The organism is Chthoniobacterales bacterium, from assembly GCA_039930045.1.
Taxonomy (GTDB): Bacteria; Verrucomicrobiota; Verrucomicrobiia; order Chthoniobacterales; family DASVRZ01; genus DASVRZ01.
The window spans coordinates 140,614-166,708 of sequence record JBDSQB010000016.1; the positions used below are offsets into that span (position 1 = coordinate 140,614).

Below are 26,095 nucleotides of genomic sequence, written 5' to 3' on the forward strand. Positions count from 1 at the left end.
TCTTTTCATGCCTGCCGAAGTCATCCAAGAAGTCACTCCTGAAACGGCGGCTTTTCGCCAGGTGCGTCATCAGCACGCGAGTGAAACGGCGCAGGATTACGTCGAGGCCGTGGCGGATTTGATCGAGGAACACGGCGAAGCGCGGGCCGTCGATCTCGCCCGTAAACTGGGCGTGACGCACGTCACGGTGAGCCAGACCGTGACGCGCCTACAGAAGTCGGGCCTCATCCAGAGCCAGCCGTATCGGTCGATTTTTCTAACCGATGAAGGCCGCGAACTAGCCGCCAAATGCAAGGCGCGCCACCTCGTGATCGTGGAGTTTCTCAAACGCCTCGGCGTCTCCGAGGAAATCGCCATCAGCGACGCCGAGGGCATCGAGCATCACGTCAGCGAGGAAACGCTGGCCGCAATGCAGGCGTTCGAACCGAAGTCGGCTTAGAATTTCCGCCAGCAGCGCTCGTCTTGATTGATGAGATCGTCGGCCTCTTTCGGCCCCCAACTGCCGGAGGCGTAGAAGCAGAGCGGGACGTTGTCGTCGTTCACCTGCCAAGCTTTTTCGATCTCGTCGATGAACTTCCACGCGAATTCCACTTCGTCGCGGCGGGCAAACAAGGTGGCGTCGCCAGCCATCGCATCGAGGAGGAGTCGCTCGTAGGCCTCGGGCGTGGCTTTGTTGAAAGTCGTGCCGTATTTGAAGTCCATCTTTACGCGCTCGATCTGCACGGCAGCGCCAGGTTTTTTCGAACCCATGCGCAGGGAAATGCCCTCGTCGGGTTGAATGCGAATGACCAGCTCATTGCGATCAAACCCGTCTGTGGCCTTGTTGAAAAGCACCGGCGGCGCCTGCTGGAATTGGATCGCGATCTCGGTCCCGCCCTTCGGCAAACGCTTGCCGACGCGGACGTAAAACGGCACATCGGCCCAGCGCCAGTTGTCCACGTGGAGGCGGAGCGCGGCGTAAGTTTCGGTGTTCGACTCGGGGTTCACGCGCTCCTCGTCGCGGTAGGCTTTGACTCGCGCACCATTCAGCGAACCGGCGGAATACTGGCCGCGAACGACGTTTTTCCCCACCGCCTCGGTGCCTATAAGCGGACGCAGAGAGCGGATGACTTTCACCTTTTCATCACGAATCGAGTCGGCGTGAAGATCGACCGGCGGTTCCATGGCGACAAGGCAGAGAAGCTGGAGCAGGTGATTTTGCACCATGTCGCGCAAGGCACCGGCGCCTTCGTAATAACCGCCGCGACCCTCAACTCCGAGCGGTTCGCTGGCGGTGATCTGGACGTGGTCGATGTAACGATGATTCCAGAGCGCTTCCCAGATGGAGTTGGCGAAGCGGAGAACCATGATGTTTTGCGCGGTTTCCTTGCCAAGATAATGGTCGATGCGGAAGGTATCGCGCTCGCGGAAGGAGCCGGCAACGACTTCGTTGAGGTGGTGAGCGGACTCAAAGTCGGTGCCAAAAGGTTTTTCAACGACGACACGCGCCCAGGCACCCTCGGGGGCTTTGTTGAGGCCGGCGGCTTTCAAGTTGACGAGGATTTCCTCAAACTGGTCCGGTCCGGCGGCGAGATAAAACAGGCGGTTGCCCTGAGTCGCGCTCTCGGTGTCAATTTTATCCAACTCGACTGCGAGCGATTTGTAGCCCTCGACATCGCTAAATTCGCTGCGGTGATAGGTGATCGACGCGGCAAATTTCGCCCAGAGCGCCTCGTCGATTTTCTGACGAGAAAACTTCTTCGTGGCCTCTTCCAGCTCAATGCGGAACCCCTCATCCGTCTTCTCGCGGCGGGCAAAAGCAACGACCCGCGTGCCCTCGGGGAGATCTCCGTCGGCGGCCAGATTGTAAATGGCGGGGATCAGTTTGCGATGGGTCAGATCGCCGGTGGCACCAAAAATGACGATGGTGCAGGGCTGGGGAATCGGACGGGTGGGTTCGGTGACGATGGGTTTTTCCATGAGGTAATTGGGTTGGGCAACCGCCTGAGCCTGGCACTCACCGGTTGCGCATGAGGGGAATAAGGTAAACCCCTACGAGCTTCAATCAGAAATCCACATTAACCGCAAAACCACGGCTGCCAGCGCGGCGTTATTTGTAACCAGCCTCGCCCTCTTTGTGCAGGCGGGGACCTTTGGCTTCAAGCGGTTCGGGAGCCTTTTCGATGGGAATATTCGGCGCGCTGTCGATCCAGCGGCTGCCCTCGGGTGCGGCCCAGTGGACGGCGTTTCGCAGGACGAGCTGCACGTTTTTGTCGTGATAAATCGGGTACGTCTCGTGGCCGGGGCGAAAGTAGAAAATCTTCCCGTTGCCGCGCTTCCAAGTCGCGCCGGAACGGAAGACCTCACCCCCCTCAAACCAACTGATGAAAATCTGCTCGTCAGGAGAGGGGATGCCAAAGGGCTCGCCATACATTTCCGTGTTGGGCAGCTCGAAATAAGGCCCGAGTCCCTGCACGATCGGATGGCCCGGATTGCACACCCAGAGCCGCTCTTTTTCGCCCGCCTCGCGCCAGGTCAGGGAACAGCTTGTGCCCATCAGGCGCTTGAAGATTTTGGAATAATGCGCCGAGTGCAGCACGATCAATCCCATGCCCTGAAGCACGCGCTCCTGCACGCGGGCCACGATTTTATCCTCCACCTCCTGGTGTGCGCAATGTCCCCACCAAAGCAGCACGTCGGTCTCGGCGAGCACAGCCTCGGTCAGCCCGTGCTCCGGCTCTTGCAATGTCGCTGTGCGGACTTCCAATCCACTGTCGGCGCGCAATCCGGCGGCGATGCATTCGTGCATTCCCTCGGGATAAATCTCGCGAACGATGGGGAGTTTTTGTTCATGGACGTTCTCGCCCCAGACGGTGACTTTCAGCATAATGTTAGGAGTGTTGAATGAAGACAAAGGCACTTGAGACAAGTGCCCTCCAGGGAGTGTCTCTGGAGGGCATCTGTCCTCAGATGCCAGGGGGGTTAGTCGGTAGTCTCGCCCGCGATCAATTCATCCCAAGTTTCGCGGCGGCGGACCACGCTGGCCTTGTCGCGGGTCACCAAGATTTCCGCCGGGCGCGGACGCGAATTGTAGTTCGACGCCATGGCAAATCCATACGCGCCGGCACTCATCAGCGCCACCACAGCGTCCTGCGTGAGCGGACTTACATCGCGATCTTGCGCAAAGAAATCGCCGCTCTCGCAGACGGGGCCCACCAGATCGATGCGCTCCGTGATCACGTCCTCCGCCTTCCGCACCGGCACGACTTCGTGGAAACCCTGGTAGAGCGCTGGGCGAATGAGGTCGTTCATGCCCGCATCGACGATCACAAATTTCTTACTCTCCGCCTGCTTCACATAATGCACCCGCGTTAGCAGCACGCCGGCGTTGCCCACGATCAGGCGACCGGGCTCGAAGAGAATTTTCACGCCCAGGTTCTTCAAGAGCGGCACCACCGATTGCGCATACTCCTCAATCGTGATCGCGGGCGATTCCTCCTGCTTCCACCACGCCTCCTGACCGGCCCCGATGGAATCGTGGTAAACAATCCCCAGCCCGCCGCCGATGCTAAAAAACTCGATCCCATGATCGCGCTTCAAGTCGGCCACCAGCGGGAGCATCTTCGTCACCGCATTGGCAAACGGCGCGCTCTTCGTAATCTGCGAGCCGATGTGCATCTGAACGCCGCGCAAATGCAGATGCGGCAACTTCGCAGCCGCCGCGTACACGTCGCGAATCCGATCAATACCGATGCCAAACTTATTGTCGCTCTTGCCCGTGGAAATGTATTTGTGCGTGCCCGCCTCCACGTTTGGGTTCACCCGGATCGCCACCGGCGCGCGCAAGTTCAGGCGCTGGGCGACTTCGTTAATCCGCAGCAGCTCGGCCTCGGATTCGACATTGAAACTGTGAATGCCCTCGCGCAGGCCCTGCTCGATCTCCTCGGTGGTTTTTCCCACGCCGGCAAAGGTGCATTTCGAGGCCGCGCCGCCCGCTTTCAGGACGCGGAAAAGTTCGCCGCCCGAGACGATGTCGAAGCTGCAACCTTCCTTCGCGAGAAGGTTCAATACGGCCAGATTCGAGTTGGCTTTGACCGCGTAACAAATCTGATGATCCAACTCCGCCATCGCCCGATCCAGCCGCCGGTAATGGTCCAGAATCGTGGCCGAGCTATAAACATAGAGCGGAGTTCCATGTTGATTGGCGAGCGTTTCGAGATCGACATCCTCACAGCGGAGCCGCCCGTTTTGATATTGAAATGAGTGCATAAAGGAACGCTCATCTTGGGCAGAAAGAAGCCGGACTCAATCGAAAAAGGTGAGTTTGAGAGCCATCGCCCAAGAGTCGCAAGTCTCGATTTGTTAACCGACGGTGTCTGCTACATGCGTTCGCAGCCGCTTTTGAAGCACGCCGGTTACTGAGGAAGTGGCAGGCTCACCCAGACCCAATCCCCTTTTTCCCTCGCTTTATCGGCTACGCCGTCGTCGTCTTTCTCATTCCAGCCAATGGACCAGATGCGGTAGCGGCCATCCGGCTCCAAGCGATAACGGAGCGGCTGTCCATCGATCGGGTCCAACGGAATCTGGGGAAGAAAACCGGGCTGCAAGGCTGCGAGTTGAGTGGGCCAGGACTGGTGAACCAGACGGCAGCGTTCGAGAGCGATGGCGACTTGGGCGGAGTTGAGCCGGGCCGTCGTCTCGGCTGCACCGACCTGCAATGTACTAAAAACAGGCAGAGAGATAGATGACAGCAGGTGAAGCATGCGCTGGGGAAAGGTGTCTTCTTCTTTAAATCTAGCCTCCAGTTCATGGGCTTTCGCCACATGGACTCGACCGCGAGCCGTATCGAGCACTCCATCCATCATCTGTTGCATATACTGCGAGTAATAAGCTCTGTCTGCGAGCCAGATGCCCTTGGGAATGCGATTCGCGCCAGTTAACTTGAGCATGGAGGTGGGGTCTAATTCGCCAAGCGTCCGAGCTGGGTCGGACCCTAATTGGCGGCTGAAATGGAAAAAGGCCGCCCGCTCCTTGCCGAGTGCACTGGTTATCTGGGCAAGCGGCTGGCAGGTGCTTATTTCTGCGGCCAGTTCTTGCAGTTGCGCATCGTTCCATACATGGGTGGCCAAGCCCTCACGGATGGCTGTCGCAGCCTTGGCTTCAATGGTCGAAGCTACCAAATGCCCGATCAGTGTCTGACTTGGCTCCGAGGCTCGGGCGAGAAGGAGGATGGTTTGAATATCTTGCAATGAGTCCCCGCTGTTTCCCAAGCGAATGCTTGTGATGGCCCGTAGAGAGTAGAGGGCGCTGAGCTTGTCCAACACAGTAAGGTGCGGAAGGCTCATGGCGAAGGTGCGCTCGTATTTGACGGGCGCCCTCATGCGAGGCTGCTCGCGCAAGTCGCGGGCGACTTCGTCCAGGGGAGCGCCCAGATTGATAATGGCCTGCCGGATGTCGGCCAGCGGTGCGCCGTAAGCCGGGGCAAGTTGAAACTCGGGCGAGGCGTGGACGTATTTTTGCCAGGCCGCAGCGTCGAATGGCTCCTCGCTTTTCACATTCATCTTCGGTGGCGGCAGCGTCTTGCTGGGAAGCGCCCAAGCCTCGGTGCGCGCCTTCGCTGTGATAAATTCCGGCGTGCCGCTGTCGGCGAATATGCCCGTCAGAAACGGGCTGAGAGCGAAGTTTTCCGCATCTGAAATCGGCGGCGGGATGATTTCCTGCAAGGTGACCGGCTCCCCTCTGGCACGCAGGTTCGCCTCCGCTTTTTCCCACTGGCGGGCTCCATACCACTCAATGCCCAGAGCTGGAAAAACGATCAACAAAACCAATGCTGCCATGCACCCGACGAGGATTCGTATGAGCAGCTTCTTTTTCGTCATGATCTGACTCAAGAAAGGCGAAACGGCGTGTCCTTGTCCATCTTTGTCGCACTCCCGGCTGGCACGCGGCTGGTTACTTCATCCGGTGAATTCGCGTTTGCCTTGGTGAGGCGCGCGATTTAAATCTAACTCCCCATGTCCGACACCATTCCCAACGCCCAACGTCTCCATTCCTCCCTCGTTCTCGACGGTGACGAGCGCGCCCCGTCCCGCGCCATGCTTTACGCGGTCGGGTTTAAAAAAGAGGATTTTGCCAAGTCCCAGATCGGTATTGCTTCCACCTGGAGCATGGTCACGCCGTGCAACATGCACATCGACAAGCTCGCCATTGAGGCAGGCAAAGGCGTCGATGCGGCAGGCGGAAAATCGGTCATTTTTAATACCATCACCATTTCCGACGGCATCTCCATGGGCACCGAGGGGATGAAATATTCGCTCGTTTCCCGCGAGGTCATCGCTGATTCCATTGAGACCGTTACCGGCTGCGAAGGCTTCGACGGCTTGGTCGCCATCGGCGGCTGCGACAAAAACATGCCCGCCTGCATCATGGCCACCGCGCGGCTCAACCGGCCCGCCGTCTTCGTCTATGGCGGCACGATTTTGCCCGGCTGTCTGACTGGGATTCTGGCGGGTCAAAAAACCGAGCGCCTGCTCGATGTCGTCTCCGTTTTCGAGGCGGTCGGTGCGCACGCCAATGGGAAAATCTCCCGCGACGAGTTGCATGAGATTGAGTCGAATGCCATTCCCGGAGCCGGTTCCTGCGGCGGCATGTACACTGCCAACACCATGGCCTGCGCCATCGAGGCACTCGGCATGAGCCTGCCCAACAGCTCTGCGCAAGCCGCCATTTCTCCCGCGAAAATGGCCGACGCCTCGAATGCTGGCGCGGCAGTTCTGCATTTACTGAAGGAAAACATCCGCCCCCTCGACATCATGACCCGCGAGGCTTTTGAAAACGCCATCACGGTCGTCATCGCGCTCGGCGGCTCGACCAACGCCGTCATGCACCTCCTCGCCATGGCACATTCGGCGGGCGTGGCGCTGAAAATCGACGACTTCACCGAGATCGGCAAACGCGTTCCCGTTCTCGCCGACCTCAAGCCGAGCGGCAAGTTTCTCATGTCGCAGCTCGTCGAAATCGGCGGCATCACCCCGCTCATGAAACAACTGCTCGACGCCGGACTTCTCCATGGGAGTTGCATGACAGTCACCGGCAAAACGGTTGCCGAAAACCTCGCCAGCGTCGCCCCGTATCCGGCTGGACAGGAAATCATCCGCGCCATCGACAATCCGATCAAAAAGGACAGCCACCTCGTTATTCTCTACGGCAACCTCGCCACCCAGGGCGCGGTCGCGAAAATTTCCGGAAAAGAGGGCCTGCAATTCACCGGCACGGCCCGTGTTTTCGAGAGTGAAGAAGCCGCCATGCACCGCATTCTCGACGGCACCGTCGTCGCGGGCGATGTGATCGTCATCCGCTACGAAGGCCCCAAAGGCGGCCCCGGGATGCGCGAAATGCTAGGGCCCACTTCCGCCGTCATGGGCCGCGGCCTCGGCAAAACCGTCGCCCTCATGACCGATGGACGTTTCTCCGGCGGCAGCCACGGTTTCGTCGTTGGCCACGTTACCCCCGAAGCCTATCTCGGCGGCAACATTGCCCTCATCCAGAACGGCGACGAGATCACGATTGACGCCGAGACCCGCGAGATCAACGTCCACGTTTCCGACGAAATTCTGGCCGAACGCCGCTCCCACTGGACCCCGCCCGCGCGCCGTTACACCAAGGGCGTGCTCGCCAAATATCAAAAAATGGTCAGCACCGCTAGCCTCGGAGCCGTCACTGATTTGGACCTCTGACGGGAGCGCACGCGTCTCGCGTGCACTTTTTGGCGTCTCGCCGAAAAGCTTCTTCGGCGAGCTATGCCACGGTTAGCGCCTGCGAAAGCCACTAGGCGGGACGCCCGCTGGATACACGCGAGACGCGTGCGCTCCCGAAGCACTCCCAAAACTCGCGTCCCATCCACATTCTGCTAATTTCACCACCCCATGCCCGAGCCGCTCCTTTACGAAAGCCACCTGCACACCCCGTTGTGCCGGCACGCGGTCGGCGAACCGGAGGAATACGCCGCCGAAGCCGAGCGAAAAAACCTGCGCGGCATTATCGTTACCTGCCACAACCCCATCCCGAATGGCTACTCCGCCCACGTGCGGATGCGACCCGATCAATTTGACGAATACATCGCCCTCGTCGCCCACGCCCGCGCTGCCTGGGACGGACGCGTGGACGTTCTACTCGGACTCGAATGCGACTACGCCCCCGGCCTCGAAGCTGATGTCGCCATTCTCTTAAAAAGAGCGGACTTCCATCACGTCCTCGGCTCCGTGCACACCCAGGTGAAGGAATACCGCACCCGCTACGACACCGGCAGCGCCTTCGAGTATCAGCAAACCTACTTTCACCACCTCGCCCTCGCTGCCGAGACCGGCCTCTTCGACACACTCTCGCATCCAGATCTCGTCAAAAACCAAGCCCCGCACGAGTGGAATTTAAGTCGCATCTTTCCCGACCTCCAGCGCGCCCTCGACCGCATCGCCGCCACCGGCATTGCGATGGAACTCAACACTTCCGGCCTGCACAAAGCCCTGCCCGAGATGAATCCCGGACCCGAGATTCTCGCCGAAATGCAGAAGCGCGGCATCCCTGTCGTCCTCGGAGCCGACGCCCATCAACCCCAACGCGTCGGGGCCGATTACCCGCTCGCCCTTCGCATGTTACAAAGCGCCGGATATAAAAACGTGAGCCTATTTCTCAATCGCCAGCGCCAGGAAATCCCCATCGCGGACGCCCTCGCAAGCTTGGAACGAGTTTGAGCCGACTCAGGCCCAGGTCGAGTAAGGGCGCTTTGAAAGTTGCGAGTTGTGGTAGCGGAAATCGGTGGAGACTTCCGCGCCAAGCCAGGGTGGGGGAGTGAACGGGGTTTGCTCCGACGGAAGCTCGACTTCGGCAATGAGGAGGCCCGCGTTCGCTCCGAGAAATTCGTCGAGTTCGATCACGAGTTCGCCGTGAGGAATGCGATGGCGGATTTTCTCGATGATCGGATTCGCACAGCGCGTGGCGAGCATTTCCTCGGCGTCGGAAAGCGGGATGGTGTATTCAAATTCGGCGCGGCTGAGGCCAATCACGGGGCCTTTGATCGTGAGCCAAGCCTCCACGTCGGCAATGCGGACGCGCACGGTGGCGGGCGGGCCGTTGACCAGATAACCTTGGCGCAGGCGGCGTCCGGGTTGGGTTAAAAACGCGCGCCAGGAGTCGTCGCGGACGAGAAACTTGCGTTCGATCTCGACTCCCATGGGACTTAGAGCGCGATCTTTTCGCCCGGCGGCGGAACGATTACGCGCATGGCCGGGGCGCGCTCGGCGAGTTGCGAGCGGAACCACTCGATGGCAGCCACGTCGCCGTGGACGAGCACGGTGGTGGAGGCGTTGACCCGCAAAATGTAGTCGAGCAAATCCTCGCGGTTGGCGTGGGCGCTGAAGTCGAATCTCTCCACCGTGGCGTTGAGAGTGAGCGGCGGCTGGCTCCGGTCGAGCACGACCTGGCTGCCCTTGGCCGCGCTGCGCAGAACGCCGCCGGGTGAGTCGGGCGCTGCGTAGCCGACGAAGAAGACGGAATGTTTTTCATCCTCGAGAAACTTCCGGGCGAAGACATTCGAGAGCGTTTTCTCGGTCATCATGCCGCTGGAAATGGCGAAGATTTTCCCATGGCCGGGCGACGCGTGCTGGGCTTCCTTGCCACCGAGAACGTAGGGCGCGACGATGTCGAGGAGCTGCAAACCCTGGTACGCGCGCGGCGTGGCACGGGAGAGTTCGTCGTGGATCATCGTCATTTTCGCGCTCAAGCCGCCGATATAAATGGGAGTCGCCTGGGCGAGATCGCCGTCGCGTTTCATCTCGTAAATGAGGGTGAGCACCTCCTGCGTTTTGCCAATCGCGAAGACGGGAATGAGGATCGAGCCGCCCCGAGCGAAGGCGTCCTTGATCGCGGCGACGAAGCGTTTCTCCTCGGAGTCGCGCGTGAGTGTGGCGGGAGTCGGGTTGTCGCCACGAGTCGTTTCGATGATGAGAACGTCGATCGCTTCCTCGGGAAATTTGGCCGCCTGACTAAGGGTCTGGTTGCGGAAATTCACATCGCCCGTGTAGAAAACCGTCTTACCGCCTCCTCGCAACATCACACCGGTGGAGCCGAGAATGTGCCCTGCATCGATCAGCTCGGCGGTGAAATCTTCGTCATCCCGATGGCGGCGTTCCCCGTCGATGCCGAAGGTCTGGTTCAGCGGCATGTAGTCCCAGCGGCCCACCATTCCATCGAGTTCGCGGTGAGTGAAAAGCGGGAAATCGACCGTGCCGAGTTCCTCGCGCTGGCGGGTCATCACGTTCACCGAATTATGCAGCATCGCCTCGCCCAGTCGGCTCGTGGCGTAGGTCATAAAGACGCGGCTCTGCGGATGCTGCCGCATGAGCACGGGCAAAGTGCCGATGTGATCCTGGTGCGCGTGGGTGACGATGATCGCGTCGATGTGCTCGCCTTTGACGAGGTTGAGTTGGGGCGCGGCCTGCAAACCCTCCTCCTTGGGATGCATCCCGCAGTCGAGCACGATGTTTTTCCCGCCGAGTTGCAGGTAGTAGGAGTTGGCCCCAATCTCGGTGCGGCGCGTGAGATTGGTGAGGGAAATGGAGTCGGTCAAAATAGGGAGTTTTCTGGCGGTTACTGGAGAGCCGACGAGGGAAATTGTAAAGGGCGAATCCTGCGCAACTATTCCCGTGGAAGTGAGTTAAAAGAGTCATGCTTCCTCCAGCCGATGCCGCCAGTTGGACCCGCGATGCCGCCGCGCATTTGCTGGGCCGGGCGGGCTTCGGCGCGACTCCACTGGAAGTCGAATCCACTTGGAAACTGGGACGAGCAAGGGCGATCGCGGCGTTGTTCGTTCCACCGCCGCCGGGACCGGAGTTGCAACTCGCCAGCGCGGAACCGGAGGCCACTCCGCGTGCCGATGTTCTTACAATGACGCCTCAAGAGCGCGAGACACTGAAACGCCAGATCCAGCAGCAGAATCGGTTGGACCTCGAAAAAATTCGCGGCTGGTGGATCGGGCAAATGGTCAATCCGCCTTCCGCCGTCCTCGAGAAGGCGACCCTATTCTGGCACGGCCACTTCGCGACGAGCGTGCAGAAAGTCAAAAGCGCCGCCGTGATGTGGCAGCAGAATCAGCTTTTGCGGAAGTTCGCCTTTGGCAATTTTCGCGACCTGGTCAAAGCGATTTCTTGCGACCCGGCGATGGTGGTCTGGCTCGACTTGCAACAGAGCCGCAACGGCGCCCCGAATGAAAATTTCGCCCGCGAGCTGATGGAACTTTTCACCCTCGGGATCGGGCATTACAGCGAGGATGACATCAAAAATTCCGCCCGTGCTTTCACCGGTTATCGCACGCGTCTGCGGCAGGCGAAGTTCGACTACATCGAGCAGCAGCACGACGACAGCGACAAAGTATTCATGGGAAAAAAAGGCCGCTTCAGCGGCGACGACATCATCGACATCATCTTCGAGCAGCCCGCCTGCGCCGAGTTTATCTGCACCAAGCTCTGGACCTTTTACGCTTACGAGGAGCCCGAACCCGTGTTGATCGGCTCGCTCGCTCACACGCTGCGGCAGGCAAACTACGAGATCCGCCCGGTGCTCATGGAGATGTTTGGCTCAAAGGCGTTTTACCGCGACAAAGCCATGGCGACCCAGATCAAAAGCCCCGTGCAACTCATCGCGCAAACCTGCCGCACATTGGAATGCAACCCACCTCCAAGCTTTGCCCTGCAATTCATCATGCGCAGCCTCGGCCAGATGTTGCTGGCGCCGCCGAATGTGAAGGGCTGGGACGGCAACCGCTCCTGGATCAACACCGCCACGCTGGCGAGTCGCATCCAATTCACCGACTCCCTCGCTGGCGTTGGCACTGTCGAAAAACAACGCGGTTTCGCCGGAAATCTGCCTCTGGAAAAACTCGTCACCGACGAAATGCTGAACGACTGCGTGAAGCTGATCGACGGATTTACCTTCCGCCTGCTCGACGCCCCGATCGACCAATCCACCCGCGCCGATCTCATCGCCGACGCGGAGAAATATTCCAAGCCACTCTCGCGAACCGCCGTCAAAGAGGCGCTGGCCAAAGTCATGCGACTCCCCGAATTCCAACTCGTCTAACCTCTCCAGCCCATGAACAACGACTCCAACTTTTCCCTGCAATCGCGCCGTCAGTTTCTCACGCGGCTCGGGCTCGGTGCCGCCGCCACGTGGACGCTCCCGATTTTTCTGGACCAGACTTTTGGCGCATTGGAGAACGCCGCGCCGACTCTTACCCAGGCGCTCACGGGCAAGGATTCTCCCATTCTCGTCGTGCTCCAGCTCGCCGGCGGTAACGACGGACTCAACACGCTCATTCCTTACTCCGACGACAACTATCATCGCGTCCGTCCACACATCGGAGTTGCACCCGAAAAAATTCTCCGTCTCGACGATCATCTCGGGCTTCATCCGAATCTAACTGGACTGAAAACGCTCCACGACGAGGGACTTCTAACCACGATCCAAGGCGTTGGTTATCCGAATCCGAATCGCTCCCACTTTCGCTCCACGGAAATCTGGCAGACGGCCTCCGATGCTAACATCAGCGAGAAACACGGCTGGCTCGGGCGCTACTTCGACAACGCCTGCCAGGGTTGCGATCCGACCGTCGGCGTGAGTCTGTCGAACGAGATGCCGCAAGCCTTCACCGCCGCGACTCCGACGGGCATCTGCCTGCCGACTAATAATCGTAGGCTGAATGACAAGGGCGAAGAGGAGGAGATGGAGGCAGGCGGGAGTTCCATTGATATGTTAGGAGGCGGATCGCGCTCGAAGCTGAGTCCGCTCGATTACCTCAAGCGCACCAGCCTCGATGGAAAAATGAGCAACAAAAAAATCAGCGCCATTCTCCAGAAAATCCCCGCTCCATTGGGTTTTCCTAACAACGAGCTGGGCCAGCAATTCAGCACGATCTCGCGCCTCATCGCCGGCGAATTGCCGACGCGCGTTTACTATTTGAGTCTGGGCGGATTCGACACGCACAACAATCAGCAGCCAACCCACGAGCGACTGATGGGCACGCTTTCCAGTTCCATCACGGCCTTTGTTCGCGAGATGCAGCGCCAGGGAAATTATCAGCGCGTGATGTTGCTAACCTTCTCCGAGTTTGGCCGCCGCGTTGCGGAAAATGCCAGCGGCGGCACCGATCACGGAACGGCCGCGCCGATGTTCCTCACCGGTGGCGCGATTGCTCCCGGCGTGCATGGAAAAGCGCCAAGCCTGACCGATCTCGACCACGGCGATTTGAAATACACGACCGACTTCCGTTCGATTTACGCGACAGTTTTGGACAAATGGCTGAAGACGGATTCGCGCAAAGTTCTCCAGGGAAAATTCGCCATGCAGGACTTCGTGAAAGCCTAGCTAACCTTGATCCGCTTCACGAGCGGGATGTGTTTGTTCAGCCAGGCGAGGAAGAAAAAAACGCGCAGCCGCCACCAGACTGCGAACGATAAATCGGTGCAGCCAGCCAGTACGGCGTTGATGGAGCAAACCATCCGCCAGCGATTGTAAGGCTGGAAAAATATCTGGGCGAAATGGAGCTTGTAGAAGTTCTCGATGAACTCCCAGTAGATCGCGATGCGCTTGCGATTGTCCTTTTCGTAACGCTTCATTTCGGAGGTGAGTGCCTGACCCGTTTTGAGTGCGGAATTCACGGCCCGCGCACCTTGCTGGGCGCTGGTCATGGCCAGCAAAACTCCGCTGGAAAACATCGGATCGATGAAGCCCGAGGAATCGCCCACGCGCACCACGCGCGGCGAGACGAGCGTTTCGTTTTTGTAGGAAAAATCCGTGATGACGTGGAGCGGTTCCAGCATTTCCGCATTTTTGAAATGCCTCTCGACGGCCGGGGTACTGGCGACCGCGTCGTCGAAGACTTCCTGCGGCGTTTTTCCGAGCGCCTTGAAGTCGGCGGCATCGATCACGAGGCCGACGCTGGTTTTGTTAGGAGCCAGTGGAATCAGCCAGCACCAGGAGGCCTCGCGGCGCACGATAAGAATGTCGCCCGCTTCCTCGCCGTCCGGCATGTCGAGGCCGGCGAAATGACTGAAGATGGCGAGCTTTTTGTGAGTTGCATAGTACTCACGCAGCGACTCGCGATTGGCGGTAAAGTTAGTCAGGCCGCTGGCGTCGATCAGATAAGGCGCGGTGACCTCGTGCTCAATGGCATCGGCGCTGCGGTAGCGGATGACGACACGGTCCTTTTCCACGCGATGCTCGAGCACGATACTTTCCTCGCGGACGACAGCTCCGGCCTCGCGCGAATGGTGCAGAAGGATGTCGTCGAACTTCGCGCGCTCGACCTGCACGGCCTCGGGATATTTCGTGAATGAGCCCTTGGAAAAATCCAGCCGGTTGCGGCGCGTTCCGTTGCCCATGACGAATTGCGCGGCGCGTTTTTTGGTGAAACCAGCGGCGGCGATTTTCTCCCAGACACCGAGATCCTCGAAGATGCGGCGGTTGTAGGGCAGGAGCGATTCGCCGACATGGAAGCGGGGAAATTTCGCCTTCTCCAGCACGAGCACGCGGCGTCCGGCCTGGGCCAAAGTCGTCGCCGCGGTCGAGCCTGCCGGGCCGCCGCCAATGACGATAACGTCCCATTTTTCGTCTGAATCGGATGTAACTGGCATGGCCGGGAACTTTGCTGGATTCTCCATTTATCCGCAAGTCGGTTTGAGTCGTATTGTCATCGGAAAGAAATTGTGAATGATGACACCGATGAATTTTGAAACATTTCCCGAGACAGCGAATTACGATGTCGTCGTCATCGGCGGCGCTCTGTCCGGCGGGGCCACGGCGACGCTCCTCCTGCGGCACAATCCGGGGATTCGCGTCCTGATCGTGGAGAAATCGGAGAAACTCTCCCGCCGCGTGGGCGAGGCGACGGTGGAGGTGAGCGGGTATTTTTTCTGCCGCGTGCTCGGGATGACGCAATACCTGAACGAGAATCATCTGGTGAAACAGGGTCTGCGTTTCTGGTTTGCCAATGACGAGGTGGAGTCGCTCGGCGAGGCCAGCGAACTGGGCGCGAAATATCTCTCGCGGATTCCCTCGTTTCAGTTGGATCGCGCCGCGTTTGACGAGGAAGTGCTGCGCCGCGCGGGTGAGGCCGGGGCGGTGATTGTGCGTCCGGCGATGGTCTCGAAAGTGCAGCTCCAGCCCGGTGGCGAGCAGACGATGGAGGTCCGCCATAAGGATCAAACTCAAATGGTGACCACTCGCTGGATCGTCGATGCCTCGGGTGTGGCCGCAGTTTTGGCGCGGAAAGAAGGTTGGTGGAAATCGAACACGGAGCATCCGACAGCGGCGGCGTGGGCGCGCTGGAAAGGGGTGAAGGATTGGGACAGCCGCGAGCTGGCGCTGAAATTTCCCGAGTGGTCGAAGGCCGTTTACGGAATGCGCAACACGGCGACGAATCACGCCATCGGCGACGGCTGGTGGAGCTGGTGGATTCCGCTGAAAGGCGGCGACGTGAGCGTGGGAATCGTGTTTGACCAGCGGCTGGTGGACTTCCCCAGCGAGGGCGGAAAAATCGGCGACCGGCTGAAGACGTTTCTCATGAAACATCCCGTCGGCAAAGAGATGCTGGAGCACGCGGAATACAACGAGGAAGACCAGCATTGGCGGCGGAATCTGGCGTATTACAGCACGACTTTTTGCGGCGATGGGTTTGTGCTGGTTGGAGACGCGGCGGCGTTCATGGATCCCTTTTACAGTCCCGGAATGGACTGGGTCGCCTTCACCAGCAGCAGCGCGGCGAACCTGATCACGGAGCAGCGCAAAGGCATGAACACGGCGGAGACTTACGAGCGTTACAACCGCGATTTTTCGGTGAGTCACCGCCGCTGGTTCACGTCGCTCTACAAGGACAAATACGAGTACATGGCCGAATACGACCTGATGAGCATGGCCTTTAACATGGACCTCAGCCTTTACTATTGGGGCGTGGTCGAGGGGCCGTTTAACCGGGGCGAGACGGCTCTCTTTGCGCCGCCGTTTTCACCACCGAGCGGGAGGATTTTTTCGGCCTTGATGAGCACTTACAACCGGCGTTTTGCGAAGATCGCCCGCCTCCGCCGCAAGGAAGGACGGCTCGGAAAAATGAACCGGCTGAATCGGTTTCTGATCCCCGGCTTCAAGCTGAACCGCGGCAACATGCTGACTTTCATTCCGATGTTAGTCAAATGGGCCGCGCTGGAAGTCCGCGAAGGCTGGCGCAGTTGGGGCGGCGAGGACCCGATGCCTATTTCAGCAGCAGAAACTGTTGCGCAAACTCCTTCGTAAACAGCTCGGCTCCGGTGTCGTTGAAGTGGTTGATGTCGGCCAACAGTTTCCGGTCGTAAAAGTCTGGATAAAGCTTGGGGTTTGAGAAATCCATGACTGGCACATCGCCCATCAACTTCGGATCGGGCGCGTAGTTGCGCCGGTAGGCCAGGGGCGGAATGTAAACGATCATCCGGCCGCCGAAGGACTCGATCAGGCGGCGTTTTTCTGCCAGCTCGCGCAAGTCCGCCGAAGAGCCGTAATCGGAGGTGGCAGGAGTTTGGGCGAGATCAGCCACGCGCTCCTGGAAAATCTTCCATTGCGATGAAGCGAGCGGTTTTTGTCTGAGAACCTCGTAGCCCTGCCACTCGCCTTGGAAGGTTTGCTTGAGGGATTTCGGCGACTTTTCAAAGCGGGCCTGCACGATTTTCAAGCCACGACCCAGGTTCAACTCACGGGAAACAAACCGGCGCGTGGCGTAGGTAAACGAATCCCAGCGATTGCTCACGGCGATCTCCCGGGGAGTGAGCGTCCACAAGCGCCGCATCACGGACTGGAAACGTTTCGGATCGAGCCAGTAGCTCTTGCGAATGGTTTCTGCGCCGCGATCCGAAGCCGACTCGATGGGAATGGCGCTGTACTCGACCACGACATTTTTGAGCGGCTTTTTCCTTTTAGCGAGAGCCGCCTCCAGCACGTAGGTGTCCTCGGGCGCGCACATGCCGTTGACGCCAAGATTAAAGGAACGCGTGGGATGTCCCGCCGCCGCCATCGCTTCATCGAAAAGGTCCGCGCGGATGTGGCGGTTGACCCGGCTGGAGCCGATGAAAAGCGTGTCGTATTGGTCGCCATGTTTCTGCAGCCATCGGATTTTTTCGGAGACCGACACGACGTAGGGAGAGGGGAGTTTGCGTCCAATGAAGAGTGCGGTTCCGACCAGGCCGGCGAGGAAAAGCAGCACGCAAAGAATGGAATTTAGGGAGCGCATCAGAATTGAAAATAGATGAACGGCGCATACTTCACCGGAATGAAAAGGATCACCACCGCTGCCGTTGCGCCGAGGCCGAGGGCAAAGGCGGCGTCGGGTCCCTTGCGCCACCAAGTCGAGAAAACGCGGCGGAAATTCAGCCAGTGAATAAAAGCGAGCCCGGCGAAAACGTAGAGCAAGCGGACGTCGAGCGACTTCGCCTTTTTGGGTGAGTGGAGTTCCATTCCCATGAAGCCGCGCAAGGTGTGGAAAGCGCGCTCAAAGTCGGCTCCAGTCATGGGCTTGGTGAGATCGGCGGCGCGGAAGAAAATCCAGCAGACGCAGACGAAATAGAACGTCAGCAATGTCGCAAAAATCCGCCAGGGCAGCGTCTGCCGGATCGACTTCCATTGCAATGTCAGCCGGTCCCATTCGCGGTGCAGAACGAGCGCGAGACCGTGCAGCGTTCCCCAGATCACGAACGTCCAGCGCGCGCCGTGCCAGAGGCCGCCGAGGATCATCGTGAGCATCAGATTTCGGTAAATGAACGCCTTCGTGCCGCGATTTCCGCCGAGCGAAATGTAGAGGTAATCGCGCAGCCAGGTGGAAAGACTGATGTGCCAGCGCCGCCAGAATTCCGTGGAACTCGCCGCAAAATACGGGAAATCGAAATTCTTCGTCAGCTCATAGCCGAGCAGCCGCGCGATCGCGATCGCCATGTCGGTGTAGCCCGAGAAATCGCAGTAAATCTGCACCGCATAGAGCAGCACCGCGATGATCGCGCTCAAGCCCGTGTAGGCGTGTGGATTGCCAAAATATTGATCCACAAACGGCGCGACGCTGTCGGAGACGCAGGCTTTTTTTACGAAGCCGACCAGAAACAAAACCAGCGCGCCGCGCACATCGACATCGGCCCAGCGGCGCTTCGTCTGGAGTTGCGGCAGAAAGTCGTTCGCCCGCACGATCGGACCCGCGACCAACTGCGGGAAGAATGAAATGAAAGTCGCCAGGTTGAGCAGATTCCGCTCGGCATCCCGGTGCCGCCTATAGACCTCGATGGTGTAACTCATCGACTGGAACGTGTAGAAACTGATCCCGACCGGGAGGATGATTTTCAACGTGCTGGCCGAGGCCGGCAACCCGATCCAGCGGGTAAAATCGACTGCGGATTCGAGGAAAAATCCCATGTATTTAAAGTAAACGAGGACGCCAATATTGATCACCAAGCTGACCAGCATCCATGCCTTCCGGACGCGAGTTTCATCGTTATCCTGAACCTTGATCCCGACGACGTAATCCATCGCGGTTGAGGCGAGGAGCATGAAGGGAAACCACCAGCCCGCCGGGAGCGGTTCCCCAGAGAAGACTCCAACTCCGATGAAAAACGCGGAGTAAAAAACGTAGCTGCAGACCAGCAGCCAGACCTTGCGCGCCGTGTTTCCCCGCAGCGACCAATAGACCCCGAAGATCAGCAGAAAAAAAATGAAGAAGCGCAGCTCGACGAATAGCATGGGACTTCTATCTAAGAGCAGTTTTGCGGATTTCCATGAGGGACAGCAGAGTGTGGAGAAACAAATCTGGCGTCAAACCTGCAATGCGACTTGGCGGAAGCTCCGCCCTTGCACCGTCCGATTTTCGCGGCATTCTCAACCGAGATGAATTCCACCTTCGCGCTTCTCTTCGCCGCCGGCTGCGTTACAGGCGCCGTCATCCTTTGGCTTATCCTGCGCGCCCGCCATCGCGGTGAAACTCAGCTTGCCGAGGAACGTCTTTCCGCCAAGGAAACCCGGCTCTGCGAACTCCAGGTGGAACTCGCCCGCTGGACCACCGAGGCGACTCAGAATCGACTCGAACTCCAATCGGAAAAAATCGCCCGCGCGGGCTTCGAGCAGGCCGCAGCCGAGGTCCCGGCGCTCCGCAGTTTGCTCGAGACATTCCGCTCCGAGTCGGCTCAACAGCGCGAAAAACTCGCCGACATGGAAGCCCGCTTCGAGACCGAACGTGCCGGTTTTCTGGAAAAGCAGAAGCTCCTCAACGAGGCCCAGACTCAGATGGCCGACGCCTTCAAGGCACTCTCCGCCGAGGCGTTGCGGACGAACAATCAATCGTTTCTCGAACTGGCCTCCACGAAACTCACCCAGTTTCAGGACGCCGCAAAGGCCGACTTGGAGAAACGCCAGACCGCCATCGACCAGCTCGTGCTCCCGGTGAAAGAGTCGCTCGGGAAATTCGACACTCAGATTCAAGAGCTCGAAAAAGCCCGCGTCGGCGCCTACGAAGTCCTCCGCGACCAGGTGAAATCGCTCGGCGAAGGCCAGACGCTCCTCCGCTCCGAGGCCGCGAATCTGGTGAAAGCCCTCGGCACCCCGCGCGTTCGCGGACGCTGGGGCGAGATCCAGCTCAAACGCGTCGTCGAGATGGCCGGGATGCTCGACCATTGCGATTTTCAGGAGCAGCAAAGCGTCACCAACGACGAAAACGCCCGGCTCCGGCCCGACCTCATCGCGCGTCTGCCCGGCGGAAAAAACGTCGTCGTCGACGCCAAAGCCCCGCTCGCCGCCTACCTCGAAGCCATGGAATGCGAGGACGATGCCGCCCGTTTGCTCAAGCTGAAGGAGCACGCGCGCCACATTCGCGACCACATCAAGGCGCTCTCGGCCAAGTCGTATTGGGACCAATTTCAGCCCGCGCCCGAGCTCGTCGTGCTCTTCATTCCAGGCGAAATGTTTTACAGCGCCGCGCTCCAGATCGATCCGACTTTGATCGAAACCGGCATCAACGAGCGGGTCATCCTCGCCACGCCGACCACGCTCATCGCCCTGCTCAAGGCCTTTGCCTACGGCTGGCGCCAGGAAAATCTGGCCGAGAATTGCCAGAAAATCAGCGAGCAGGCGCGGGAACTTTACAAACGCATCCAAGTCCTCGGAACGCACTTCAACTCGATTGGCAAAAACCTCCAGCACGCGGTCAACGCCTATAACCAGACTGCCAACTCCCTTGAAAGCCGATTGCTGGTGACAGCGCGCAAGTTCCAAGACCTTGACGTGGCGACCAGCGAGAAAGAAATCGACCCGGCATTGATCGTGGAAGCCATCCCGAGGACCACAGAAGATCGTCCGCTGCTTTAAAAAGCGTTCGATTTCCCCGGGAGTGCACGCGTCTCGCGTGTTCCCTTTTGCGTCTCGCGAAAGGGCTATTTCCGGAAGAACTTTGAGGCGAGACACCTCAAAGAACACGCGAGACGCGTGCTCTCCCGAAGCAGGAGGCCAAAGACGGCGAGGCTGTCACAACTTTTTCGGCAATGACTTGTTTAAGCCGATGGAGTAATGTCCGGCCCGACCCCCTTTTCTGCATGACTTTGATCGAACCTCTTACGCGAGTTGCAGTGGAATCCAACTGCGGCGACCCCGAGGCCTGCCGTGTGGCATTACGTGAGGCGGCGACCCAGCAAAAATCCCTCGTGGCCACCGTTCTCGATGGCAAACTGGCCGATGAAACCCCATTTCTCCAAGGCGTCGCGGGCTGGCTCAAAATGCCGTGGTGGAGCGAAAATCTGGAAACGATTTCCGCTCCTTTGCGTGATCGGATTCCCGCCCGGCTCGCCTTGCGGCATCGCGTGGTGCCGGTGAAACACGAGGCCGACGGGTTGACTTTGGTCACATTTGACCCCTTTGATTTGCTGGCCCGCCAGACGGTGGCGCGGGCCGTGGAGGAGCCGGTGCATTGGGCCATGGCGACGCGGACGCAGATTTTGCAGACGCTGCGCCAGGGTTACGGCATTGGAGCGGAGACGTTTGAGGAGATCATGGAGGGCCGCGATGTGGAGGACATGGCCCTGGACATGCGCGAGGAAACGCAGGTGCTGGACCTCGACGACAGCGAGGCCTCGGTGGTGAAATTTGTGAACCAAATCCTGCGCGAAGCCCTCGAGGAACGCGCCACGGACATTCACGTGGAGCCGCTCCAGGACGATCTCCAGATCCGCTATCGCATCGACGGCGTGCTCCACGAAATTCCCGTGCCGCCGAAGATCAAAGTGCTCCAGGCGTCGGTCATTTCGCGTCTGAAAATCATGGCGCATCTCGACATCGCGGAGCGCCGTCTGCCGCAGGATGGCCGCATTCCATTGGAACTCGAGGGCAAGCCGATCGATGTTCGTGTGGCCACGATTCCGTCGGTCTCGGGCGAGAGCGTGAGCCTGCGTTTGCTGGGGCAGGAGCAATTTGATTTTCGGAAACTGGGCCTGGACGAGGCGAGCGAGGCCAAGATTCGCGCGCTGCTGGCGATGCCAAATGGGATCATCCTCGTCACCGGACCGACCGGTTGCGGCAAATCGACTTCGCTTTACACTTTTCTCAGCAGCCTGAACACGAAGGAACGGCGCATCGTTACCATCGAGGACCCGGTCGAGCACAAGATTTCTGGCGTCATCCAGATCGCGGTGAAACCCGAGATCGACCTGACGTTTGCGCGCGGGTTGCGGGCGATTCTGCGCGGCGATCCGAACGTCATCATGGTCGGAGAAATGCGCGACGTGGAGACGACCGAGATCGCCATCCGGGGCGCGCTCACGGGTCACTTGGTCTTCAGCACGCTGCACACAAACGATGCCATCGGCGGCATCACGCGTCTGATTGACATGGGAGTCGAGGCGTTTCTGGTCGCGGCCTCGGTGCGCTGCTTTATCGCGCAACGTCTGGTGCGTCGGCTCTGTCCGTTTTGCAAAAAACCTGCGACCCACTCCCATGCGTATCTGGCCCAGGTCGGATTTCCGATGGATCACGCGGACCATATTTTCTCGGCGAACGGTTGCGACCGCTGCCGGCACACTGGTTACGAGGGACGCACGGCGATTTTTGAAATTGCGATGGTCACCGAGCGGATGCAGGACTTGATCACGCAACGAAAATCGGCGGCGACGATGAAGAGTCTGGCGATCGAGGAAGGCATGGTGCCGTTGCGCCGGTTTGGCTGGGAAAAAGTGATCGACGGCACGACCACAGTCGAAGAAGTGTTGCGCGTGACTACGGCGGATGTGGACGTTCTCGACGAATAGCGCATATGCCGAAATTTGCGTATGAGGCAGTGAAGACGACAGGCGAGCGGATCGCGGGGGAGTTTGAAGTGGCGAGCAAGGCGGAGGCTTACAAGCGGCTGGACCGCGAAAAGTTGCAGCCGATTTCGTTGAAACAACTGGGCGCAGTCGAATCTAACTCCGATGGAAAAAAAACGGCTGGAGTTGCAGTTGAATCGAGCGGCCCGATCCGGTTGTCGCGCAAGCAGATCATTATTTTCACCGAGGAAATGGGCGATCTGCTCGAGGCCGGACTCCAGTTGGAACCAGCCCTGCGTATCATGGAAGAGCGCGAGGAAGCGTCGTCGATCAAGCGCGTGACGGCCTCGCTGCGGCAGCAGGTGCGCGACGGCGTCAGCTTTTCCACGGCTCTGCGCAACTCGTCTGCAAGCTTTGGCGACTTGTATTGCAATCTGGTTTCCGCAGGAGAATTGAGCGGCGCGCTCCCGCAAATCCTTCGACGCCAGAGTCAGTATCTCATCGCGATGGACGAGCTCCAGTCGCGTGTGGTGCAGGCGCTGATTTATCCGGCGTTTATCTTTCTGGCGGGCATCGCGCTGCTCTTCGTATTCATGACGGTGCTCGTGCCGCAGCTCACGGTGTTGTTTAAGAAAACGGATCGCGGGCTGCCGCTGGTCACGAGCCTCTTGATCGCGGTGAGCGATTTTTTTGTGCATTACTGGTGGGCGATGCTGATCGTGATGGCGGCCGGCATTTACGGGTTTCTGCACTACATCCAGCGCGATGAGGGCAAGCTATGGTGGCATCGCGCGCAGCTCCGCATGCCGCTCGTCGGTAACGTGCTGACCTCGCGATATTACACGCAGTTTTCCCAGACGATGGCCAATCTCCTCGGCAACGGCGTGCCGCTTCTGAGTGCGCTCAAACTCATGAACGCCGCCACGGGAAACGTCTTCCTGCGCGGCCTCATGACGCGCGTCGTGGACATCGTGGGCGAGGGCGGTTCGCTGACCCGCGCGATGAAGCGCGTGGGAGGATTTCCCCCGCTCTTCCTCGACATGGTGGCCGTCGGCGAGCAAACCGGCGACATGGCGTCGTCCCTCGAAAAAGCGGGCAATCGCTACGACAAGGAGTTGACCAAAAAGATACAGCGCCTGACCGCGCTCATCCAGCCCGTGGTTATTTTTGTGATGGCGATCCTCGTCGGCGTGGTGGCTTACAGCATTATCACCGGCATCTTCCAAGCCATCTCGGGACTGCGCACCGGGGGCTAGGTTTCAGATTGTCAAAAGCGCGTGGAAAGTAGTTACTAAGAACCGTGCGCGCCCACCTCCTTACCGTTCTGCTTCTCGCCGCCCCGACCTTGAGTTGGGCGCAATCCGATTTCCGGCTTTCCACCGCGAACATGCCGAAACTGGAGGACGCGCTCATCCCATTGCCGCCGCCGTTGGGCGACACGATGGTCCGCGAATCGCTCGATATGTCTCGCACTCCCAAGCCGAAGCCCGAGGAGGTGCTCAAGCAGGCGGTGAATGCGTTGAAGACCCGGCAATTTGCCGAAGCGCTCCCGCAGTTGGAGTATCTGCAAGCTTTGCAGCCGACCAAAGGCGCGCAGGTGACCGACCCGGATTTGCTGATTCTGCGCGGCTGCATTTACGCCGAATCCGGCCACCAGGAACCGGCGGAAAAAATCTTCAAAAAAACCGTCCTCATCTCCCCGTCGCATCCGTGGGCGCGGCTGAACCTGGCCGAGTCGCAGCTTGCGCAAAAGAAATATGCCGACGCCGAAAACACCCTCTCGATCCTCGCCCTGTCGCGCCCCGAGAGCGAAGTCGTGCGCTTCAAATTAATCCTCGCGCTGGCTTTGCAGAAAAAATTTCCCTCTGCGGAACAGGAATTGCAATACCTCGAGGAGCATGCGAACACGCCCGCCTACTATTTTGCCAAAGCCGCCATCGCGTTCTCGCGCGGCGACGCGGTGCACGGGCAGGACTTGGTTGAACAGGCAAAAAGAAATTATGCTGAGGCGCAGACGGGATATTTCTACAATAGCCTCGTTGCCCAAAGCTGGCTCCCGAAGCAGCCGTGATTCGAGTCGCACTCGTATCACGGATCGCGCGGGGAGCCATTCGGAGGTAACTTTATTGCCGCTATGAAACTCTCGCTTTGCGATGGGGATTATCTGGTTTTGTCCGATCTGCACATCGGGCATCAGGCCTCCGCCGTGCAAAATGTGGACGTTCTCACGCCGCTCCTCGTGCCGGGGCGCACCCTGATTTTCAATGGCGACACCTTCGAGATGCGCCGCGCGGTGGATCGCGAGAAAGCGGTGAAATTTGTGGCCGACTTGAAGTCGATTCTGCGCGACGCGGGCGTCAGTGCCGTCTTTATCAACGGCAACCACGACCCGGTCATCAGTGAGGTCAACCACCTCGAATGCCACGAAACCGCAGTGCTCATCACCCATGGCGACGTGCTTTTCCACAACGTCGCGCCCTGGAGCCTGAACGAAAAACTTTACCGCCAGGCCCATGCAAAAGAGCTCGCGCTCCTCAGCGACGAGCAGAAAAACAGGCTCGACTTCCGGCTCGCCGCGCTCCGCCGGGCCACGACCAGCTACGACATCACGCATCCCGTGGCCAAGCCCGGACTCGCCGGTTCCGTCGTCCATTTCCTCGAAACGACGTGGCCGCCGTGGCGTCCGTTGTCCATTATCCAGAGTTGGATGGAAGTCCCCTCACGCGCAGAAAAATTTGCCAAAACCTATCGTCCCGAGATGCGGACCATTCTCATTGGCCACTCGCATTTCGCAGGAATCTGGGAGCGAAACGGGTTGCGCATCATCAACACCGGCGCGGCGATGACTGGATTTCGCCCGCGCGCCGTCCGCTTCGAGGACCATCGCATTTCCGTGGAAAGACTCGTCTGGTCCGGCGGCAAACTGCATCTGAGTTCCATTCTGGCCTCGTTTGACCTCGCGCAGCCGAAAATCAATAGCCGACCTTCATCAAATACAACCCCGCGGCCGGAGCCGACAGGCTGGATTTAATCGAACTCGGATCGCGCAGAAAACGCTCCAACTCGACCAGGTCCGATTTCCCCTGGCCGACGCGCACGATGTTCGCCGCGAGCATCCGCACCATCTTGTAGAGAAAGCCTTCGCCGAAGAAATCCAGCGTGATCAGCGGCCCCGCCCGGCGTAGGGAAATCTTCCAGATCTCGCGGACTGTCGAGGTTTCCTTCCAGCCTCGGTTCGCGCAGAACGCCCGAAAATCGTGGCGGCCCACCAGCATCGCGGCGGCGGCGCGCATGAGGTCGAGGTCGAGGTGCTTCGGCACGTGCCAGGCGCGTTTAAGTTCTAATGGATTCATCCAGTCGGCGTTAAAAATCCGGTAGCGATACGACTTCGATTTCGCGGAGAAACGCGCGTGCCATTCTGCTGGTTTCGGCCGCACTTCGCGCACCCGTATTTCCCACGGCAGATGCGCGTTCAGGGCCAGCGCCCATTGCTCCAGCGGCACGCTGTGAAACGGCAGATCGAGGTGCGCCGACTGCGCCAGTGCGTGAACCCCCGCGTCCGTGCGCCCCGCGCCATGCACCGCCGTTTTCTGCCCGACGATCTTCGCCGCTGCGCGCTCCAGATGATCCTGAATGGCGTTGCCCGAACGCTGCGACTGCCAGCCGTCAAACGGCGTGCCGTCGTAGGCGACCAGGATTTGCACACGTTGAAGTTCCATCAGCCGGGGATCTTGCCGCTAAAAAAGGAAATTGCCACCGAGAACGCAGAGAATGTTGCT

The 26,095-nt window shown here is 59.2% G+C and carries 21 protein-coding genes; 11 read left to right on the forward strand and 10 right to left on the reverse strand.

Annotated elements, in window-relative coordinates; all coding sequences use genetic code 11:
• Positions 1-7 precede the first annotated feature (7 nt).
• A complete protein-coding gene (gene mntR / locus ABIT76_12165) occupies positions 8-439 on the forward strand; it encodes a manganese-binding transcriptional regulator MntR (GenBank protein MEO7933903.1) in 432 nt (143 codons plus the stop codon).
• On the opposite strand, the gene zwf is transcribed toward mntR, so the two are convergent.
• The 4 genes from zwf to ABIT76_12185 form a co-directional block, all read right to left on the reverse strand.
• On the reverse strand, positions 436-1,959 hold the full coding sequence (gene zwf / locus ABIT76_12170) for a glucose-6-phosphate dehydrogenase (GenBank protein ID MEO7933904.1): 1,524 nt from the start codon (positions 1,957-1,959) through the stop codon (positions 436-438). The genes mntR and zwf overlap by 4 nt on opposite strands.
• Before the next feature lie 130 nt (positions 1,960-2,089).
• The gene (locus tag ABIT76_12175) at positions 2,090-2,869 is read right to left on the reverse strand and encodes a ThuA domain-containing protein (protein ID MEO7933905.1); all 780 of its coding nucleotides are present in this window, start codon (positions 2,867-2,869) and stop codon (positions 2,090-2,092) included.
• A gap of 92 nt (positions 2,870-2,961) precedes the next feature.
• Entirely contained in the window at positions 2,962-4,248 is a 1,287-nt protein-coding gene (lysA, locus tag ABIT76_12180) for a diaminopimelate decarboxylase (protein ID MEO7933906.1), read from the reverse strand.
• A 146-nt stretch (positions 4,249-4,394) separates the two neighbouring features.
• Complete coding sequence (locus ABIT76_12185) at positions 4,395-5,858, reverse strand: hypothetical protein (protein MEO7933907.1); 1,464 nt, start codon at positions 5,856-5,858, stop codon at positions 4,395-4,397.
• Between the two features lie 135 nt (positions 5,859-5,993).
• Here ABIT76_12185 and ilvD point away from each other — a divergent pair, with 135 nt between their 5' ends.
• Together ilvD and ABIT76_12195 are read left to right on the forward strand one after the other, a co-directional pair.
• Complete coding sequence (gene ilvD, locus ABIT76_12190; protein ID MEO7933908.1) at positions 5,994-7,715, forward strand: dihydroxy-acid dehydratase; 1,722 nt, start codon at positions 5,994-5,996, stop codon at positions 7,713-7,715.
• A 189-nt stretch (positions 7,716-7,904) separates the two neighbouring features.
• Positions 7,905-8,729: a histidinol-phosphatase HisJ family protein gene (locus ABIT76_12195; protein ID MEO7933909.1), complete on the forward strand. Its 825-nt coding sequence runs from the start codon at positions 7,905-7,907 to the stop codon at positions 8,727-8,729.
• Positions 8,730-8,735: 6 nt separating this feature from the next.
• Here the strand turns inward: ABIT76_12195 and ABIT76_12200 are convergent, their stop codons facing one another.
• Positions 8,736-9,209, reverse strand: a complete 474-nt coding sequence (locus ABIT76_12200) for a CYTH domain-containing protein (GenBank protein ID MEO7933910.1) — start codon at positions 9,207-9,209, stop codon at positions 8,736-8,738.
• Positions 9,210-9,214: 5 nt separating this feature from the next.
• Complete coding sequence (locus ABIT76_12205) at positions 9,215-10,603, reverse strand: MBL fold metallo-hydrolase (protein MEO7933911.1); 1,389 nt, start codon at positions 10,601-10,603, stop codon at positions 9,215-9,217.
• Between the two features lie 98 nt (positions 10,604-10,701).
• Here ABIT76_12205 and ABIT76_12210 point away from each other — a divergent pair, with 98 nt between their 5' ends.
• Entirely contained in the window at positions 10,702-12,111 is a 1,410-nt protein-coding gene (locus ABIT76_12210; protein ID MEO7933912.1) for a DUF1800 domain-containing protein, read from the forward strand.
• Between the two features lie 12 nt (positions 12,112-12,123).
• A complete protein-coding gene (locus tag ABIT76_12215) occupies positions 12,124-13,395 on the forward strand; it encodes a DUF1501 domain-containing protein (GenBank protein ID MEO7933913.1) in 1,272 nt (423 codons plus the stop codon).
• Here ABIT76_12215 and ABIT76_12220 read toward each other — a convergent pair.
• Positions 13,392-14,663, reverse strand: coding sequence for an NAD(P)/FAD-dependent oxidoreductase (locus tag ABIT76_12220; GenBank protein MEO7933914.1), 1,272 nt, complete (start codon positions 14,661-14,663; stop codon positions 13,392-13,394). The two genes, ABIT76_12215 and ABIT76_12220, sit on opposite strands and share 4 nt — an antisense overlap.
• A gap of 88 nt (positions 14,664-14,751) precedes the next feature.
• On the opposite strand from ABIT76_12220, the gene ABIT76_12225 reads away from it, so the two are divergent.
• Entirely contained in the window at positions 14,752-16,317 is a 1,566-nt protein-coding gene (locus ABIT76_12225) for an NAD(P)/FAD-dependent oxidoreductase (protein ID MEO7933915.1), read from the forward strand.
• On the opposite strand, the gene ABIT76_12230 is transcribed toward ABIT76_12225, so the two are convergent.
• Together ABIT76_12230 and ABIT76_12235 are read right to left on the reverse strand one after the other, a co-directional pair.
• Entirely contained in the window at positions 16,277-17,284 is a 1,008-nt protein-coding gene (locus ABIT76_12230) for a hypothetical protein (protein MEO7933916.1), read from the reverse strand. The genes ABIT76_12225 and ABIT76_12230 overlap by 41 nt on opposite strands.
• Complete coding sequence (locus tag ABIT76_12235; protein MEO7933917.1) at positions 17,284-18,774, reverse strand: MBOAT family O-acyltransferase; 1,491 nt, start codon at positions 18,772-18,774, stop codon at positions 17,284-17,286. Before ABIT76_12235 ends, ABIT76_12230 begins: the two co-directional genes overlap by 1 nt.
• Positions 18,775-18,918: 144 nt before the next feature.
• On the opposite strand from ABIT76_12235, the gene rmuC reads away from it, so the two are divergent.
• The 5 genes from rmuC (at position 18,919) to ABIT76_12260 (ending at position 25,347) form a co-directional block, all read left to right on the forward strand.
• On the forward strand, positions 18,919-20,391 hold the full coding sequence (rmuC, locus tag ABIT76_12240; protein MEO7933918.1) for a DNA recombination protein RmuC: 1,473 nt from the start codon (positions 18,919-18,921) through the stop codon (positions 20,389-20,391).
• Positions 20,392-20,615: 224 nt separating this feature from the next.
• Positions 20,616-22,319 carry a GspE/PulE family protein gene (locus ABIT76_12245; protein ID MEO7933919.1) on the forward strand — a complete coding sequence of 568 codons (1,704 nt, stop codon included), beginning with the start codon at positions 20,616-20,618 and terminating at the stop codon, positions 22,317-22,319.
• Positions 22,320-22,324: 5 nt separating this feature from the next.
• On the forward strand, positions 22,325-23,572 hold the full coding sequence (locus ABIT76_12250; protein MEO7933920.1) for a type II secretion system F family protein: 1,248 nt from the start codon (positions 22,325-22,327) through the stop codon (positions 23,570-23,572).
• Positions 23,573-23,616: 44 nt separating this feature from the next.
• Positions 23,617-24,387 (forward strand): tetratricopeptide repeat protein, encoded by a 771-nt coding sequence (locus tag ABIT76_12255; GenBank protein ID MEO7933921.1) that lies wholly within the window; start codon positions 23,617-23,619, stop codon positions 24,385-24,387.
• A gap of 63 nt (positions 24,388-24,450) precedes the next feature.
• Complete coding sequence (locus tag ABIT76_12260; GenBank protein MEO7933922.1) at positions 24,451-25,347, forward strand: hypothetical protein; 897 nt, start codon at positions 24,451-24,453, stop codon at positions 25,345-25,347.
• Here the strand turns inward: ABIT76_12260 and truA are convergent.
• A complete protein-coding gene (truA, locus tag ABIT76_12265; protein MEO7933923.1) occupies positions 25,289-26,035 on the reverse strand; it encodes a tRNA pseudouridine(38-40) synthase TruA in 747 nt (248 codons plus the stop codon). The two genes, ABIT76_12260 and truA, sit on opposite strands and share 59 nt — an antisense overlap.
• Positions 26,036-26,095: the final 60 nt, after the last annotated feature.